Here is a 16,618-nt window from a genome sequence, read left to right on the forward strand (position 1 = left end):
CGTCAGATGCCCGAGGCGCTGCCCCTGCAGCCCGGTGACCCGCGACGGCTCGGCTCGTACGAGGTCACGGGCCGGCTGGGCGTCGGCGAGCAGGGCGCCGTCTTCCTCGGCAGGGACCCGGCCGGCGGCCTCGTCGCGGTGAAGCTGCTGCACGTCCGGCTGAGCGGCGAGCCCGTGGCCCGTTCCCGGTTCGCCAACGCCTTCGCGTCCGCGCAGAAGGTGTCCGGCTTCTGCACGGCCGGGATCGTGAGCGCCGATGTGGAGGGCGACCGCCCGTACGTGGTGAGCGAATGGGTGGACGGCCCGTCCCTGCAGCAGCTCGTGGACGAGGAGGGCAAGCGGGGCGGCGCCGTGGTGGAGCGTCTCGCCGTCGGTACGGCCATCGCGCTCGCCGCCGTGCACCGGGCGGGCGCCGTCCACCATGGGCTGAAGCCCGGGAACGTCCTGCTGGGCAGGGACGGGCCCCGGATGGCGGACTTCGGCATAGCGCGCGCCTTGGAAGCCGTTAACGCCGCACCCACCGGACGCATCACCGAAGACCCCGCCTACAAGGCGCCGGAGCAACTCGGCGGCAGCGGCATCGGGCCTGCCGCCGACGTGTTCGCGTGGGCCGCCACCATGGTGTTCGCGGCAACGGGCAAAGCACCCTTCGGCGACGGCTCTCCTTCAGAGGTGATGCAGCGCATCATCTACGAGGACCCGGACCTGTCTGAAATGCCCGCAGCTCTACACGACGTGATGCGGGACGCGTTCGCCAAGGACCCCGCCGCACGGCCCACCGCCAAGCAGGTGCTCGGACGGCTCCTGGACGAGGCCAACCCGCTCGCGAGTCGTATGCCCGCGTCCATGGTGGTCGAAGGCCGTGCACTGGCCACCGGCGCCGTGTCTCCCACCGCGCCGCCTCGGCCCGCTTCCCCGCCCATGGGGCAGCCTGCGCCGCCACCAGTGCAAGGGCCGCCCCTCGGTGTCCCGACAGGACCGCCGCCATCGGCGCCTCCTCCCATGGGGCCGCCTATGGGACCCCCCATGGGACCGCCTATGGGACCGCCTGTGAGCGTGCCTCTGGGTGGGCATGTTGGTGGGCCTCCGCATGCACCGCAGCAGCAGCCGCCATTCGGGCCGCCGCCTCCTGGCAACATGCCGCTCTCCCCCGGGCCGGCGCGGCACGCGTTCAGTCCGCCGCCGTCGCGTCCTTTCCGGAAGCTCTCACGGTTCCTGCCCTCCTCTCCCCTGGGCAAGGAGAAGCAGAGCCCCGAGCCGGACGCCCCGGCACCGTCCGCGCCGGAGCTCGACCCGTCCGCCTTCGAGGCGACCACCACTTTCAACGTGGTCGCGCCGTCGGCGGACGCGACCGCCACCTTGAGCGCCGTCCCCGACCACGCCGACCACCCCGAGCCCGCGCCGACCGCCACGTTCGACGCCCTCGACATGCCGCAGCGGCCGGACGAGACCACGGCGTCGCACTTCATCCCCGGGCTCCGGGCGGACCAGGGCGGCGGCGCGCGGAAGGGGACGGCGCTCCCGGCCTTCGGCAGGATGCGCCGTCCCAGCAACCACGTGCTGGGCGTCGCGCTGTCCCTGGTCATCGGCGTCGGCGTCGGCATCGCCATCATCGTGCTGGTGCTGTGGCCGCAGTTGAAGGACGACGACGGCGGCCCGCCCGCGAACCAGAACAACACGGCCGCCAACCAGCCGGTGAGCACGGTCCCGGGGCCGTTCGCGGGCACGTGGAAGGGCACGGCGGTGAACAGCGCGCAGCACGCGTCCTTCCCCATCGAGGTCACGTTCCAGACCGGCGCCACCACCGCCCGCGCGGTGTACCCGCGGGAGAACTGCACCGGGACGCTGACGCTCAAGAAGGAGAGCACGCAGAGCGCCCTGACCATGGACCTGGCCATCCCGGCGCCCTGCACGTCGGGGACGGTGAAGATCGAGCGGCAGCCGGACGGGACGCTCCGGTACTCCTGGAGCAGGCCGGGCACCGCCCTCGCCTACTCGGGGAAGCTGTCGCGCGGCTGAGCCGGGTCCGCGACGGGATCGGAACCGTCTCCTGACGGCCGCTTCCGGTTGACGGCCGACTCCGGCCGTTTGTCGGCACGACTGACACGTCCGCTTTGACGGCAAATATCGGCATAGTTCCGCTATGGTTTGCCCTCGATCGAATTCCTCGATCTTCTGACGGGCCGCCGTGACCGCGGCCCCCCGGCAAAAAGGAGCCAAGCCTTGCGGGCTGTCCACCGGAGGCTGTTGCTGGCAGGCGTCGTCGCGGCGAGCATCGGCGGCGCCGCCGCCTTCCCCGTCCTCGCGGACTCCTCTTCCCCCTCCCTCGTCAAGGTGACCGCGGCCGAGGGCACCCCCGTGCCCGGCCAGTACATCGTCACCATGAAGAACGGCGCGTCCGCCGCCGCGGCCGCCGAGAAGGTCAAGGCCGCCGGCGCCCAGCGCTTCGACGGCGCGCTCAACGGCTTCGCCGCGCGGCTCACCGGCGACCAGCTCAACAAGCTGCGCCACGACAGCCGCGTCGCCGCCATCGAGCAGGACCAGATCGTCAAGGCCCAGGGCACCGAGAAGTCGGCGCCCTGGGGCCTGGACCGCATCGACCAGCGCAAGCGCCCGCTGTCGAAGACCTACAGCTACAACGCGCTCGCCAACGGCGTCACCGCCTACGTGATCGACACCGGCCTCGCCGTCGGCAACACCGAGTTCGGCGGCCGCGCCGCCGTCTCGTGGGTCGCGCCCCGCTACAACGGCAGCGGCGCCGACTGCAACGGCCACGGCACGCACGTCGCCGGCATCATCGGCTCCAAGACCTACGGCGTCGCCAAGGGCGTCAAGCTGCGGGCCCTGCGCGTCCTCGACTGCGACGGCTCGGGCTACGTGTCCGACATCGTCGCCGCCGTGAACTGGCTGCGCACCAACGCCGCCAAGCCGTCCGTCGCGAACCTGTCGATCGGCGGCCCGAAGTCCGCGGCGCTCAACACCGCCGTCATGAACCTGTCCAAGTCCGGCGTCTTCGTCTCCGTCGCCGCGGGCAACGACAACAAGGACGCCTGCAACTTCTCGCCGTCCTCGGCGAGCTGGGTCATGACCGTCGGCGCCACCACGTCCTACGACAACCGCGCCACCTTCTCCAACTGGGGCAAGTGCGTGGACATCAACGCCCCCGGCTACGACATCCGCTCGACGCTGCCCGGCAACACGACCGGCCTCGAGAGCGGGACGTCCATGGCGTCCCCGTTCGTCGCTGGCACCGCCGCCCTCTACCTGCAGACGCACCCCAAGGCCTCGTTCCCGACGGTGCAGACGTGGCTGAACAACACGTCCACCAAGAACGTCCTCGGCCGCATGCGCAGCCAGGCCAACCGGCTGCTCTACAAGAGCAACCTGTGAACCTCCCGTAGGATGGCCCGGCTCCCCGAAGGGGGGGCCGGGCTTTCTCGGATGTTGAACCGTCCCAGGGGTCACAGCCGTTTACCCTTGGCGAGGACAAGGACGGCGCTTTGCCGTCCGTTGGCGTTTCGGCCGGGCGCCCCCGGGTCCGGCCGGAGAGGAGCAGACGTGGAGTCCCCCACCTCCACCCTCCGGAGACGAACCCGGCGCGCCGCCGTGGCGGTCCTGGCCGTCGCCCTGCCGCTGGCCGGCGCCACCGCCCACTCCGCCGCCGCACAGCCCGCCGCGCCCGCCCTTCCCGCCCTGCCGTCCGACCCCGGCGACAGCGGCAAGTTCGCCAAGCTCAACGCCCAGATCAGCAAGCTCGACAAGGCCTACGGCGGCGACCTCGCCAAGCTGCGGGACGCCCAGTACGCCGCCAAGAAGGCGCTGCAGAAGTCCTCGAGCCTGCAGGGCGACCTCAACGACGCCCGCTCCCTCGTCGCGCAGATGGCCGCCACCCAGTACATGACGGACGGCCAGGGCCCCACCATCTCCATGCTGGCCAGCGGCGATCCGTCCGACATGCTGAGCGGCTACACGCTGATCGAGCACCTCTCGCAGAACAAGTCCGCGAAGGTCGCGCAGATCGGCAAGCTCGTCGACGAGCAGGCCAAGGCCCGCACGCAGGCCCAGCAGAAGATCAGCGAGCTGCAGAAGGAGATCAAGGACCTCTCCGCGCAGAAGAAGCGCATCGAGACCCTGGTCAAGAAGTACAAGCCGCAGTCACCGAGCGTCGGCATGGGCGGCGTCACCCCGCGCATGATGAACGTCAAGACCGTCATCGACCAGGAAGAGGGCCCCTTCCCCACGATCGGCTGCGTCCGCACCACCGGCGACCCGCAGGACCACGGCACCGGCCACGCCTGCGACTTCATGGTCACCACCGGCGGCGTCATGGCCACCGGCTCCGCCAAGGCCCACGGCGACGCCACCGCCGCCTACGCCATCGCGCACGCGAGCGCCCTCGGCATCAAGTACATCATCTGGCGCCAGCGCATCTACGACCTCCGCAGCCCCGGCTGGCGCATGATGGAGAACCGCGGCGGCGTAACCGCCAACCACTTCGACCACGTCCACATCTCCGTCTTCTAACCGTCTTCGGTTCCGGGTAAAGGACGGGCTTATTCCGTGTCCGGGGATGGGGCGCGGCGGCGGAGGATGACGGTGGAGCGGCGGGTGCCGAGGTTCCAGGACACTGGCTCCCAGCCTTTTGGCTCCAGGTGCTCGACCGCTGAGCAGAACTGCGGGATCTTGCGGGCACGCCTCCACCGTGCTTTGTGCGTGATGACCACGTATTTGTGCGGGTAGCCGTCGAGGACGTTCGGGGCGTTTTCGAGGTCGCGGAGGCGGACGGTTCTTGTTTGCGCGATGGAGTTGGACAGCAGGAGCACCATGGGCCGGGAGTATCCCAAGTCCTGACCGTGGGTGGGAAGGGCGGGCTTGGTCAGGGGTGGAGGGTTTCGGTTTTGTAGGTGCGGAAACCGCGGCGGTGGTAGTTCGGCAGGGCGTTGGGGTGGTCGAGCGAGGAGGTGTGCAGCCACACCCTTCGGGCCGTGGGCGACAGTTCCCAGGCGTGCTGGATTCCGAGCGTCAGCGCGTAGCCACCGAGGCCCTTGCCGACGAAGTCGGGGAGCAGGCCGAAGCTCTTGATCTCGACCTCGTGGTCCTGGGGGTCGTAGGCGACTATGCCGGCCGGTTCGCTTTCGAAGGTCACCAGTGTGAATGTCCGGCGGGGGTTCTCGGTGAGCCAGGATTGCCATTCTTCGGGGGTGCGGCGGGAGCTTTTCCAGCCGTAGGGGGTGCCGACCCTGGCCAGGATGTCGGGGACCAGCGGCGAGGTCCGGTCGAGGGGCTCGAGAGCCAGGCCCTGCACCGGGGTGGCCGCGTTCAGCTGGTCACGATCGGTCATTTCCACATGGGTCACGGTCTCCTGCACGCATCCAGGTTACGATCATTGGAGGCGGTAGCGGAGTTCGGTGACTTCGGTGCCGCGGAGGGCGCGGTGGCGCGTTTCGCCGGTGGAGGTCCAGCCGGTCTTCTCGTAGAAGGCGCAGGCTCGCTGGTTGCCGTTGAGGACCCAGAGCACGGCGGTTGGGAAGCCGGCGGCTTTGAGGGCGTTGACGGCGTGAGCGTGGAGTGCGGCGCCGACTCCGTGGCGCCAGTACGGCTCGGCCACGTGCAGGGCCATCAGTTCGCCCATGTCGGGGGCGTCCCGGGATGGGCCGATCTCGGCGAAAGCGACAATGGCGGGTGCTGTGACGAAGGTGGTGCGGGTCGGGTCGCGGAGGCTTTCGCTCCAGCGGCGCTCGCGTTCGGCGAGGTTGTAGGCGGCGAGGAAGTCGTCTGGGAGGAGGCCGCGATAGGCGGCTCGGTAGGAGGACAGGTGCAGGTGGGCTATTGCGGGAGCGTCGGCCCTGGTGGCGGTTCGGATCGCATGGGGCATGCGTCCATTAGAGAGGGCGTCCCCGCGAACGGGGACGCCCCTTCTGTGGCTCAGCTGGCGTAGCTGGGGAGCATGCGCTCGTTGGCCTCGCGGAGTTCGGCCAGCGGGATGGTGAAGAGTTCCTGCTGGTCGCCCTCGGGGCCGCGGCCGGTGACGTTGAGCGAGTCGCCGCCGGCGACGCCGATCTGGGTGACCGGGACGCCCGCCGACTCGCACAGGGCCGCCACGCGGGCCTCGCCGCCGGGACGGATCGCGACCACGGCGCGGGCCACCGACTCGCTGAACAGCGTGACGAACGGGTCGCCGGGCAGGGTGATCCGGGCGCCGAGGCCGCCGCGCAGGCAGGACTCCACCAGGGTCTGCGACAGGCCGCCGTCCGACAGGTCGTGGACGGCCGTCAGCAGGCCCTCGCGGATCGCGGTGACCATGACCGAGGCCAGGGCCGCCTCCGCCTTGAGGTCGACCAGCGGCGGCAGGCCGCCCAGGTGGTTGTAGACGACGTGCGCCCATTCCGAGCCGCCGAACTCCTCGCGGGTCTCGCCGAGCAGCGCGATCGTGGCGCCGTCGGAGGTGAGCGCCATGTTCACGCGGCGGCGGACGTCGTCGTGGACGCCGAGGACGCCGATGACCGGGGTCGGGTTGATCGGCGTGGTGCCGGTCTGGTTGTAGAAGCTGACGTTTCCGCCGGTCACCGGGATGCCGAGGTACTGGCAGGCGTCGGCGAGGCCCTCGACGGCGCGGGAGAACTGCCACATGACGCCCGGGTCCTCCGGGGAGCCGAAGTTCAGGCAGTTCGTCACGGCGAGGGGCCGGGCGCCGGTGGCGGACACGTTGCGGTACGCCTCGGAGAGGGCCAGCTGGGCGCCCGCGTACGGGTCGAGCCGGGTGTAGCGGCCGTTGCCGTCCAGCGAGAGGGAGATGCCGAGGCCCGACTCGTCGTCGATCCGGACGACACCCGCGTTCTCCGGCATCGCGAGGACGGTGTTGCCCAGCACGTACCGGTCGTACTGCGAGGTCACCCACGTCTTGCTCGCCAGGTTCGGCGAGCCGGCGAGCCACAGGACGGTGCGGCGCAGCTCGTCGCCGTTGGACGGGCGGGTCAGCCGGCCCGGGGTGTCGGACTGCAGGGAGCCGAGGTCCGCGGGGGGCGCGAGGGGCCGCTCGTAGACCGGGCCCTCGTCGGCGGCGGTGACCGGCGGGATGTCGACGATCGTCTCGCCGCGCCAGGTCATGACGAGCCGGCGGGTGTCGGTGACCTGGCCGATGACGGTGGCGGGGATCTCCCAGCGGCGGCAGATCTCCATGAAGCGGTCGACCTTGTCGGGCGACACGACCGCCATCATGCGCTCCTGCGACTCGCTCATGAGGATCTCCTCAGGGCGCAGCGTCGCGTCGCGCAGCGGGACGGCGTCGAGGTCGACGTGCATGCCGCCGGTGCCGGCGGCGGCCAGCTCCGTCGTCGCGCACGAGACGCCGGCGGCGCCGAGGTCCTGGATGCCGACCACGAGGTCCTCGCGGAACAGCTCCAGGCAGCACTCGATGAGCAGCTTCTCCATGAACGGGTCGCCGACCTGGACCGACGGGCGCTTGGTGTGCGACTCCTCGTCGAAGGTCGCGGACGCCAGGACGGACGCGCCGCCGATGCCGTCCGGGCCGGTGAGGGCGCCGAAGAGGATCACCTTGTTGCCGGGGCCGGGGGCCACGGCGCGCTGGATGTCCTCGTGCTTCATCACGCCCACGCACAGGGCGTTGACCAGCGGGTTTCCCTCGTAGCAGGCGTCGAAGACGGTCTCGCCGCCGATGTTCGGCAGGCCGAGGGAGTTGCCGTAGCCGCCCACGCCGGCGACGACGCCGGGCAGGACGCGCTGGGTGTCGGGGGCGTCGGCCGGGCCGAACCGGAGGGAGTCCATGACGGCGATCGGCCGGGCGCCCATCGACATGATGTCGCGGACGATCCCGCCGACGCCGGTCGCGGCGCCCTGGTACGGCTCCACGTAGGACGGGTGGTTGTGCGACTCGACCTTGAAGGTGACCGCCCAGCCCTGGCCGATGTCGACGACGCCGGCGTTCTCCCCCATCCCGACCAGCAGCTTGTCGGTCTTGGGGGCCTTGTCGCCGAACTGCCGCAGGTGCACCTTGGAGCTCTTGTAGGAGCAGTGCTCGCTCCACATCACCGAGTAGATCGCCAGCTCGGCGGAGGTGGGGCGGCGGCCGAGGATGTGCCGGACGCGCTGGTACTCCTCGTCGTTCATGCCCAGCTCGACGTACGGCTGCGGGCGGTCGGGCGAGGCGGCGGCGATGGCCACGGTGTCGGTGCCCGCGGCGGCGTTGGCGGACGACTCGATCGCGAGCCGGGCGCCGCCGCCGACGGCGGGCTGCGGGCCCGTCCCGGACCCGATGGCGTGCTGCGGGCCGGTGTTCGGCCCGCCGACCGCGGGCTGCGGCCCGGTGCCGGGCCCGACGGCGGGCTGCGGGCCGGTGCCCGAGCCGATCGCCGGCTGGGGACCCGTGCCACGTCCGACGGCGGGCTGCGGGCCCGTGCCGGGGCCGATGGGGGGCTGCGGCCCGGTGCTGGAGCCGACGGGGGGCTGCGGGCCGGTGCCGGAGCCGATCGCGGGGAACGAGCCGGTGCCGACGCGCGGGAGCGGGCCGGTGCCGGGGCCGACGGGAGGCTGCGGGCCGGTGCTGGAGCCGATCGCGGGCAGCGGGCCGGTGCCGACAGGCGGGAGCGGGCCCGTGTTCGGGTTGACCGCGGGCTGCGGACCCGTCCCCGAGCCGATCGCGGGCAGCGGGCCCGTGCCGACAGGCGGGAACGGGCCGGTGTTCGGGTTCACGGCGGGCTGCGGGCCCGTGCCGGGGCCCGTCCAGGCGCCGGGCGGCGGGCCCTGCGGGCCGGGGCCGGAGCCGATGGCGGGCTGGGGACCGGTCCCGGGGCCGGCGACGCGCTGCGGGCCGCTGCCCGACTCGGGCGGCGGCGGGAACGCGGCGTACTCCCCCAGGTCGGGGGCGGTGTGCGTGGGGTCGGCGTACGGCGAGGCGGGAGCGGCGCTCCCCTCCTCGGCGAGCGCGCGTGCGAAGTCCTCGGAGGTGACGCCGGCGTCGGACGCGGGGCCGACGGCGGGACCGGGGGCGGCCGGCTCGTCGTTCAGCACCGGCAGCGGCCCCGTGAACGGGCCCTGCGGCGCGGGCGGCGCGGGCGGCGCGGGCGGAGCAGGCGCGGCAGGCGCGGCAGGCGCGGGCGCGGCGGGCTCGGGGCCGGAACCGGCCGGGCGGTTCTCCTCCAGGATCTTCTCGAAGGCCTGGGTGACCGCCGGGTCGACCGGCGCCAGCTCGGGGTCGTCGGCGTCGGACTTCAGCTCGTCCAGCCAGTCCAGCGACGGCTCGTCGTGCGCGGCGTCGCGCGCCGCGCGGCCGGAGGCGTTGGGCCGTTGCTCGCTCATGCGTTGACCAGTCTCTTGACGATCGAGGTGAAGAAGCCGAGCCCGTCGGTGGACGGGCCGGTCAGCGACTCCGCGGCGTGCTCGGGGTGCGGCATGAGCCCGACCACGTTGCCGGCCTCGTTGCAGATCCCGGCGATGTCGTCGAGGGAGCCGTTGGGGTTCAGGTCGAGGTAGCGGGCCACGATCCGGCCGGAGTCGGCCAGTTCGGCCAGCGTCTCGCGGTCGGCGGTGTAGCGGCCGTCCCGGTTCTTGACCGGGATCACCAGCTCCTGGCCCTCGGTGTACTCCGAGGTCCAGGCGGTGCCGGCGTTCTCGACGCGCAGCCGCTGGTCGCGGCAGACGAAGTGCAGCCCGGCGTTGGGCAGCAGCGCGCCCGGGAGCAGGTGCGACTCGCAGAGCACCTGGAAGCCGTTGCAGATGCCGAGCACCGGCAGCCCCGCCTTGGCGGCGCCGACCAGCTCGGACATCAGCGGTGCGAACCTGGCGATCGCGCCCGCCCGCAGGTAGTCCCCATAGGAGAACCCGCCGGGCAGCACGACGGCGTCGACTCCCTGCAGGTCGTGGTCGGCGTGCCAGAGCGCGACCGGCTCGGCGCCGGCCAGCCGCACGGCACGCGCGGCGTCCTTGTCGTCCAGGGAACCAGGGAAGGTGATGACCCCCACCCGGGCAGCGTCCATCTGTTCTGTTCCTCCGAAATGAGGTGCGGCCGGGACGGTCGGGTCTCATCCGCCGATCACCGCTGCGCGCGTCGCACAATCCCCCCGCGCGTGTACCAATCTACCCGGCGCTGTGCATGAGCCGGTGGTCGAGGCGGTCCACCAGTGCCCCGTCCCGCCAGGTCAGGCGCTTCCGCAGGTGAACGATGGTGCCCCGGTCGGGCGTGCGGTCGATGTCCAGATCGTCCACCAGCGCCCGCATGATTTTAATCCCGCGCCCGGATTCGCTCAAAACGCCCGGGTCTCGTGGGACGGGACGGGGCCCGTGGCCGCCGTCCTCGATCTCCAGCAGGCAGGTGCCCTCGTCGACGCGGCCGGCGACGCGGTAGTCACCGGTGGCGCGGGCGTGCTGGACGACGTTGGTGCACGCCTCGGAGGCGGCGACGAGGATGTCGGCGACGCAGTCCTCGGCGACGCCCAGCCCCCGCAGCGCGTCCCCCACCACCCGCCGTACGACCGGGATGCTCGGAGCCTCCCGTGGCAGCGCGAGCGCGAACTCCATATCCACCCCGGACACCTCGTGTCATGCCCCGGGCCTCCCGGCAGGGCCCCCGGACCCGGAGCGTGCTCGACGACTCGACGCAGCTAAGACTTCCCCGCCGGAATCTTCCGTAACCGCTATACTGTCCGGTCTTTCATTTCGCCGGGCAGGCCCTCGGACGGCAGGCCGGGCCCTTCGTCCTGCGTCGCCCCGCCCTGCGGCGCGTCCGCGTGACCCCCTTCGACCTGCGGAGACTCCCCCTGGAGGCCCTGCTGGAGGTCGTCGGGCGGGAGCTCCTCGGACGAGAGCACCCGGACCTCGAAGTTCTCGATCACCGGGTTGGCGAGCAGCGTTCCGGCGATCCGGTGCACCCGCTCGAGCGCCGCCTCGTCGGCCGGCCCTTCGAGCTCGACCTCGAACCGCTTGCCCTGCCGGACGGCCACGACGCCGTCGAACCCCATCTGCGGCAGCTTCCGGGCGATCGCCTGGCCCTGCGGGTCGAGGATCTCCGGCTTGAGCATGACGTCGACGACGACACGCGCCACGGTCGCCCCCTCACTGATCTGCGCTTTTCCTTACGATCCTGAAGCGTACGGCACCATTGGCCCACGCGACCCACTCGCACCCCCGTCCGCACCCCGCCCGCATCCCCCGGAGCCGTCCGATGAACATCGACGACCTGACCCCAACGGAGCGCCGCCTGTGGGAGGCGTTCCCGAGCGGCGAATCCGTGGACCTGTCGTCCGGGGATCCGGCCCGCGACGATCCCGGGTACGCCGCGCACTGGGGACATGACCGGATGGTCAGGGCGGAGGTCCTGGTCGCGCTGCTGGTCGGGGCGGTGGAGCCGGAGCCGGGCCGGGTCGCCGCCGTACGGCTCAGCGGCGCCCGCATCACCGGGTCGCTGAACCTCGGGCACGCCGAGGTGCGCGTCCCGCTGGCGCTGACGTCCTGCTCGTTCGACGAGGCCCCGCACCTGTACTGGGCCAGCATGAACAGCGTCCACCTGATGGCCTGCCGGCTGCCGGGGCTGGTCGCGTCCGGCACGCGGGTGGACGGCCATCTGTGGCTGGAGGGCAGCCGGATCACCGGCGGGCTCTGGCTGGACGGGGCGAACATCACCGGCATCCTGAACATGTCGGGCGTCCAGCTGTCCAATCCGGGCGGGGACGCGCTGCTCGCCGACCGGCTGACGGTCGAGGCGAACGTCTACTGCGACCAGGGGTTCGCCGCCAACGGGGAGGTGCGGCTGCCCGGCGCCCGCGTCGGCGGCCAGCTGATCTTCCGGAAGGCGCGGCTGCACAACCCGTCCGGCGCGGCGCTGTACGCGAGCCGGCTGGACGTGGCCGCGAACGTGTTCTGCGACGGCGGGTTCGTCGCGGAGGGCGAGGTCCGGCTGCGCGGCGCCCGCGTCGGCGGCTACCTGTCGTTCGTCGGCGCGCAGCTGTCGGCGCCCGAGCGCACCGCGCTGAACGCCGACGACCTCACCGTCGAGACCGACGTCTACTGCTCCGACGGCTTCTCCGCGCACGGCGCGGTCAGCTTCTCCGGCGCGCACGTCACCGGCCAGCTCAGCCTGCGGGGCGCGCACCTGCGGCACGAGCAGGGGACGGCGCTGAGCCTCCAGCGCGTCCAGGCGGAGGAGGTCCTGCTGCGCCCGGCGGACAAGGTGGCCGGGACCACGGACCTGTCGTACGCGCGGATCAACCTGCTGCGGGACGAGGCGGCGACCTGGCCGGACCGGCTCCAGCTCGACGGCCTGCAGTACGAGACGCTCGAACCGCCGCTCGGCGCGCGCGAGCGCCTGGCCTGGCTGCGCCGCGACAGCGACGGCTACGCCCCGCAGCCGTACGAGCGGCTCGCCGCCACCTACCGCTCCCTCGGCCTGGACGCCGACGGGCGCTCCGTCCTGCTCGCGAAGGCCCGCGACCGGCGCCGCACGCAGGGCATCCCGCTGAAGGCGGTCGGCTGGTTCCAGGACATCCTGGTCGGTTACGGCTACCGGCCGTTCCGGGCCGCGAGCTGGCTGATCGGGCTGCTCGCCTTCGGGACGATCGTCTTCTCCGTGCACCGGCCGGACGTCCTGGACACCGGGCACAAGCCGCACTTCAACGCCTTCTTCTACACGCTCGACCTGCTGCTGCCGATCGGCAGCCTCGGCCAGGAGGTCGAGTTCGCGCCGAGCGGCGTCTACCAGTGGGTGGCGAACTTCATCGTGGCGGGCGGGCTGGTCCTCGGGCTGACCGTCGCGGCCGGCGCGACGCGCGCGCTCTCCCGCGAGTGAGGCGCGGCGCGGGGTGGCGCGCGTCACGGCGGATCGGCGCGGCGGAGCGGGGTAAGGGATAGGCGGCGGCCCTTGCATCCCTGGGTGTGATGTCTGCCACGATGTCTTTGGTGGCTTTTGTCCCTTACCGGGGGCAAGGCCGCTGACATCGGCCGGCCGTGCGGCGATCCCGCGCACCGGCCCCGAACGAGGAGTGCCATCAATGACGATCGACTCCGTCCGCGGCGCGCCCGACGCCCCCGAGCTCGCCGAACCCGAGCTCGTCAGGCTGCTCACCCCCGAGGGGGAGCGCGTCGAGCACCCGGACTACCCGCTGGACCTGAGCACCGAGGAGATCCGCGGCCTGTACCGCGACCTCGTGATCGTCCGCCGGATCGACCGGGAGGCCGTCGCGCTGACCCGGCAGGGCGAGCTCGGCCTCTGGGCGTCGCTGCTCGGCCAGGAGGCCGCGCAGGTCGGCTCGGGACGGGCGCTGTCCGAGCACGACATGGTCTTCCCGACCTACCGCGAGCACGGCGTGGCGTGGTGCCGCGACGTGGAGCCGCTGCGGCTGCTCGGGCTGTTCCGCGGCGTCAGCCACGGCGGCTGGGACCCCGCCGAGCACGGCTTCCACCTCTACACCGTCGTGATCGGCAGCCAGACGCTGCACGCGACCGGCTACGCGATGGGCGTCCAGCGCGACGGGGTGCTCGGCACGCCGTCCGCCGGCGGGACGATCGCCTACTTCGGCGACGGCGCGACGTCGCAGGGCGACGTGAACGAGGCGTTCGTGTTCGCGTCGGTGTTCAACGCGCCGATCGTGTTCTTCTGCCAGAACAACCAGTGGGCCATCTCCGAGCCGCTGGAGAAGCAGTCGCGCATCCCGCTGTACAAGCGCGCGCAGGGCTACGGGTTCCCCGGGCTGCGGGTGGACGGCAACGACGTGTTCGCGTGCCTGGCCGTCACCAGGAAGGCGCTGGAGAACGCGCGGACGGGCCAGGGCCCCACGCTGATCGAGGCGTACACGTACCGGATGGGCGCCCACACCACCACCGACGACCCCACGCGCTACCGGCTGAAGGCCGAAGAGGAGGCGTGGAAGCTCAAGGACCCGATCGAGCGGGTCAAGGCGTACCTGATCCGCAACGAGCTCGCCGGCACCGCGTTCCTCGACGAGGTCGAGGCCGAGGCCAAGCAGGTCGCCAAGGAGCTGCGCGAGGGCTGCCTGGCCATGCCGGACCCGGCGCCGCTGTCGATGTTCGAGCACGTCTACGCCGAGGACCATCCGCTGATGACCGAGGAGCAGGAGCGGTTCGCCGCCTACCTCGCGTCGTTCGAGGAAGAGGCCGCGTCGTGACCGCGCAGACCCTGACGCTCGGCAAGGCGCTGAACGCCGGCCTGCGCAAGGCCATGGAGGACGACCCGAAGGTCCTGGTCATGGGCGAGGACGTCGGCAAGCTCGGCGGCGTCTTCCGGATCACCGACGGGCTGCAGAAGGACTTCGGCGAGGAGCGGGTGATCGACACCCCGCTGGCCGAGTCCGGCATCGTCGGCACCGCGATCGGGCTCGCGCTGCGCGGCTACCGCCCGGTCTGCGAGATCCAGTTCGACGGGTTCGTGTTCCCGGCGGCCGACCAGATCATCACCCAGCTCGCCAAGATGGGCATGCGCTCGCTCGGCAAGCTGTCGCTGCCGATCGTGATCCGCATCCCGTGCGGCGGCGGCATCGGCGCCGTCGAGCACCACTCCGAGTCGCCGGAGGCGTACTTCACCCACACCGCCGGCCTGCGCGTCGTCGCCTGCTCCAACCCGGCCGACGCGTTCTCGATGATCCAGCAGTCGATCACCTCCCCCGACCCGGTGATCTTCTTCGAGCCGAAGCGCCGGTACTGGGACAAGGCCGAGGTCGACACCGACTCCCCCGCCGCCGGCTGGGCGCCGCTGCATGACGCGAAGGTCGTCCGTCCGGGCGAGCACGCCACGGTGCTGGCCTACGGGCCGTCGGTGAAGACGTGCCTGGAGGCCGCTTCGGCCGCCGCCGAGGAGGGGCGGTCGCTGGAGGTCATCGACCTGCGCTCGCTCAACCCCCTCGACATCGAGGCGGTCGTCGGCTCGGTGAACCGCACCGGGCGCTGCGTCGTCGTGCACGAGGCCCCGGTGTTCAGCGGGTTCGGCGCCGAGCTGGCCGCCCGCATCACCGAGACGTGCTTCTACCGGCTGGAGGCGCCGGTGCTGCGGGTCGGCGGGTTCTCCACCCCGTACCCGCCGTCCCGCCTCGAGGACCATTACCTGCCCGACCTGGACCGCATCCTGGACGCGGTCGACCGGACCTTCGCGTGGTGACGCCCGTGAGCCCGAAACTGTTCAAGCTGCCGGACGTCGGCGAGGGGCTGACCGAGGCGGAGATCGTCAAGTGGCACGTCCAGCCGGGCGACACCGTCGAGATCAACCAGACGATCGTGGAGATCGAGACGGCGAAGGCGATCGTCGAGCTGCCCTGCCCGTTCGAGGGCGTGGTCGCCGAGCTGCTGGTCACCGAGGGCCAGACCGTGGACGTCGGCGTGCCGATCATCTCGGTGGACACCGGGGCCGAGGGCGGCGTCGCCACCCCCGTCTCCGAGCCCCCGGCGCAGGCGGCGGCGATGCGCGAGGAGGGCGTCCCGTCCGCCGCCGAACCCGGGATGACCGCCCCTGACCAGCCGAAACGGCAGCCGGTCCTGGTCGGTTACGGGGTCAGGGAGGGGTCGACCAAGCGACGCGCGCGCAAGGCGTCCAACGGCGCCGCGCCGGTGCCGCCGCAAGCGCCCGCGCCGCCGGCGCCCGCCCGTCCACAGCCTGTGGAAAACGGGCTGCCGCTGGCGAAGCCTCCCGTCCGCAAGCTGGCCAGGGACCTCGGCGTCGACCTGACGACGATCACCGGCTCCGGCCCGAACGGCTCGATCACCCGCGACGACGTCCGCGCCGCGCAGGCGGGATCAACCGCGCCCGCGCCCCGCGTGACCGGGGGCGAGGAGCGGATCCCGGTCAAGGGCGTCCGCAAGGCGACCGCCGCCGCGATGTCGGCCTCGGCGTTCACGGCGCCGCACGTCACCGAGTTCCTCCAGGTCGACGTGACCCGCACGATGGAGGCGGTGACCCGGCTCCGCGAACTCCCCGACTTCGCAGGCGTCAAGGTCTCCCCGCTCCTGCTCGTCGCGCGCGCGCTGCTCACCGCCGTCGCGCGCCACCCGATGGTGAACTCCACCTGGGCGGACGGCCCGTCCGGCGCGGAGATCGTCGTCAAGCCGTACGTCAACCTCGGCATCGCCGCCGCCACCGACCGGGGCCTGATCGTCCCGAAGATCAAGGGCGCGCAGGGCCTCTCCCTGCCCGGCCTGGCGCGCGCGCTGACCGAGCTGGCCGACACGGCCCGGGCGGGCAAGGCGTCGCCCGCCGACCTGTCCGACGGGACCATCACCATCACCAACGTCGGCGTGTTCGGCGTGGACACCGGGACCCCGATCCTCACCCCCGGCGAGGCCGCGATCCTGGCCTTCGGCCAGATCCGCGACATGCCGTGGGTGCACGAGGGCGAGCTGGCGATCCGCAAGGTCACCACGCTCGCGCTGTCGTTCGACCACCGGATCGTCGACGGCGAACTCGGCTCCCGCGTCCTGCGCGACGTCGGCGACATGCTCGAGGACCCCCTGCGCATGCTCGCCTGGGGCTGATTCCGACCCGAAGGCGCGCGTCCCGGCCGGGGCGCGCGCCTTCGGCATGTCATCTGGAGGTGGATTGGAGCGGTCCGAATGCTCGCCCCGCTTATAGGACTGAACGTCAACAGATGACAGAGTAAGTGGGTTC

13 protein-coding genes and 1 pseudogene are annotated in these 16,618 nt (G+C 72.1%); 7 read left to right on the forward strand and 7 right to left on the reverse strand.

Annotation, left to right across the window (positions count from 1 at the left end):
• Positions 1 to 6 precede the first annotated feature (6 nt).
• The 3 genes from ACA514_RS26315 to ACA514_RS26325 all read left to right on the forward strand — a co-directional run bounded on the left by ACA514_RS26315 (position 7) and on the right by ACA514_RS26325 (position 4,524).
• Complete coding sequence (locus ACA514_RS26315) at positions 7 to 2,019, forward strand: serine/threonine protein kinase (RefSeq protein ID WP_375043900.1); 2,013 nt, start codon at positions 7 to 9, stop codon at positions 2,017 to 2,019.
• Between the two features lie 204 nt (positions 2,020 to 2,223).
• Positions 2,224 to 3,390, forward strand: coding sequence for a S8 family peptidase (locus ACA514_RS26320; RefSeq protein ID WP_375043901.1), 1,167 nt, complete (start codon positions 2,224 to 2,226; stop codon positions 3,388 to 3,390).
• A 168-nt stretch (positions 3,391 to 3,558) separates the two neighbouring features.
• Positions 3,559 to 4,524, forward strand: coding sequence for a coiled-coil domain-containing protein (locus tag ACA514_RS26325; protein ID WP_375043902.1), 966 nt, complete (start codon positions 3,559 to 3,561; stop codon positions 4,522 to 4,524).
• A 29-nt stretch (positions 4,525 to 4,553) separates the two neighbouring features.
• Here ACA514_RS26325 and ACA514_RS26330 read toward each other — a convergent pair whose 3' ends face one another.
• From ACA514_RS26330 to purS, 7 genes and pseudogenes are all read right to left on the reverse strand, one after another.
• Positions 4,554 to 4,826, reverse strand: a complete 273-nt coding sequence (locus tag ACA514_RS26330) for a hypothetical protein (protein WP_375043903.1) — start codon at positions 4,824 to 4,826, stop codon at positions 4,554 to 4,556.
• 50 nt (positions 4,827 to 4,876) lie between these two features.
• A complete protein-coding gene (locus tag ACA514_RS26335; RefSeq protein ID WP_375043904.1) occupies positions 4,877 to 5,368 on the reverse strand; it encodes a GNAT family N-acetyltransferase in 492 nt (163 codons plus the stop codon).
• 15 nt (positions 5,369 to 5,383) lie between these two features.
• The gene (locus tag ACA514_RS26340) at positions 5,384 to 5,875 is read right to left on the reverse strand and encodes a GNAT family N-acetyltransferase (protein ID WP_375043905.1); all 492 of its coding nucleotides are present in this window, start codon (positions 5,873 to 5,875) and stop codon (positions 5,384 to 5,386) included.
• Between the two features lie 50 nt (positions 5,876 to 5,925).
• The gene (gene purL, locus ACA514_RS26345) at positions 5,926 to 9,315 is read right to left on the reverse strand and encodes a phosphoribosylformylglycinamidine synthase subunit PurL (protein ID WP_375043906.1); all 3,390 of its coding nucleotides are present in this window, start codon (positions 9,313 to 9,315) and stop codon (positions 5,926 to 5,928) included.
• Positions 9,312 to 9,992, reverse strand: a complete 681-nt coding sequence (purQ, locus tag ACA514_RS26350) for a phosphoribosylformylglycinamidine synthase subunit PurQ (RefSeq protein ID WP_375043907.1) — start codon at positions 9,990 to 9,992, stop codon at positions 9,312 to 9,314. The genes purL and purQ overlap by 4 nt, the downstream gene beginning before the upstream one ends.
• A 100-nt stretch (positions 9,993 to 10,092) precedes the next feature.
• Positions 10,093 to 10,533, reverse strand: a complete 441-nt coding sequence (locus ACA514_RS26355) for an ATP-binding protein (protein ID WP_375044026.1) — start codon at positions 10,531 to 10,533, stop codon at positions 10,093 to 10,095.
• A gap of 287 nt (positions 10,534 to 10,820) precedes the next feature.
• A pseudogene (gene purS / locus ACA514_RS26360) lies at positions 10,821 to 11,057 on the reverse strand (phosphoribosylformylglycinamidine synthase subunit PurS); the annotation flags it as partial.
• 119 nt (positions 11,058 to 11,176) lie between these two features.
• Between purS and ACA514_RS26365 the strand changes: the two are divergent.
• The 4 genes from ACA514_RS26365 to ACA514_RS26380 all read left to right on the forward strand — a co-directional run bounded on the left by ACA514_RS26365 (position 11,177) and on the right by ACA514_RS26380 (position 16,485).
• Positions 11,177 to 12,796, forward strand: a complete 1,620-nt coding sequence (locus ACA514_RS26365; protein ID WP_375043908.1) for a hypothetical protein — start codon at positions 11,177 to 11,179, stop codon at positions 12,794 to 12,796.
• A gap of 202 nt (positions 12,797 to 12,998) precedes the next feature.
• Positions 12,999 to 14,132, forward strand: a complete 1,134-nt coding sequence (gene pdhA / locus ACA514_RS26370) for a pyruvate dehydrogenase (acetyl-transferring) E1 component subunit alpha (RefSeq protein WP_375043909.1) — start codon at positions 12,999 to 13,001, stop codon at positions 14,130 to 14,132.
• Positions 14,129 to 15,118, forward strand: coding sequence for an alpha-ketoacid dehydrogenase subunit beta (locus tag ACA514_RS26375; RefSeq protein WP_375043910.1), 990 nt, complete (start codon positions 14,129 to 14,131; stop codon positions 15,116 to 15,118). The genes pdhA and ACA514_RS26375 overlap by 4 nt, the downstream gene beginning before the upstream one ends.
• A gap of 5 nt (positions 15,119 to 15,123) precedes the next feature.
• On the forward strand, positions 15,124 to 16,485 hold the full coding sequence (locus ACA514_RS26380) for a dihydrolipoamide acetyltransferase family protein (protein WP_375043911.1): 1,362 nt from the start codon (positions 15,124 to 15,126) through the stop codon (positions 16,483 to 16,485).
• The last annotated feature ends 133 nt before the right edge of the window (positions 16,486 to 16,618 follow it).

The sequence above is a fragment of the Actinomadura sp. NTSP31 genome, assembly GCF_041951385.1.
GTDB classification, from domain to species: Bacteria; Actinomycetota; Actinomycetes; order Streptosporangiales; family Streptosporangiaceae; genus Spirillospora; species Spirillospora napierensis.

What these genes read in the sequence shown, in the direction of transcription:
- ACA514_RS26315 (WP_375043900.1), top strand. Translation starts at nt 7, where the DNA reads ATGCCCGAGGCGCTGCCCCTGCAGCCCGGTGACCCGCGACGGCTCGGC.
- ACA514_RS26330 (WP_375043903.1), bottom strand. Translation starts at nt 4,826, where the DNA reads ATGGTGCTCCTGCTGTCCAACTCCATCGCGCAAACAAGAACCGTCCGC.
- ACA514_RS26340 (WP_375043905.1), bottom strand. Translation starts at nt 5,875, where the DNA reads ATGCCCCATGCGATCCGAACCGCCACCAGGGCCGACGCTCCCGCAATA.
- purL (WP_375043906.1), bottom strand. Translation starts at nt 9,315, where the DNA reads ATGAGCGAGCAACGGCCCAACGCCTCCGGCCGCGCGGCGCGCGACGCC.
- purQ (WP_375043907.1), bottom strand. Translation starts at nt 9,992, where the DNA reads ATGGACGCTGCCCGGGTGGGGGTCATCACCTTCCCTGGTTCCCTGGAC.
- ACA514_RS26355 (WP_375044026.1), bottom strand. Translation starts at nt 10,533, where the DNA reads ATGGAGTTCGCGCTCGCGCTGCCACGGGAGGCTCCGAGCATCCCGGTC.
- ACA514_RS26365 (WP_375043908.1), top strand. Translation starts at nt 11,177, where the DNA reads ATGAACATCGACGACCTGACCCCAACGGAGCGCCGCCTGTGGGAGGCG.
- pdhA (WP_375043909.1), top strand. Translation starts at nt 12,999, where the DNA reads ATGACGATCGACTCCGTCCGCGGCGCGCCCGACGCCCCCGAGCTCGCC.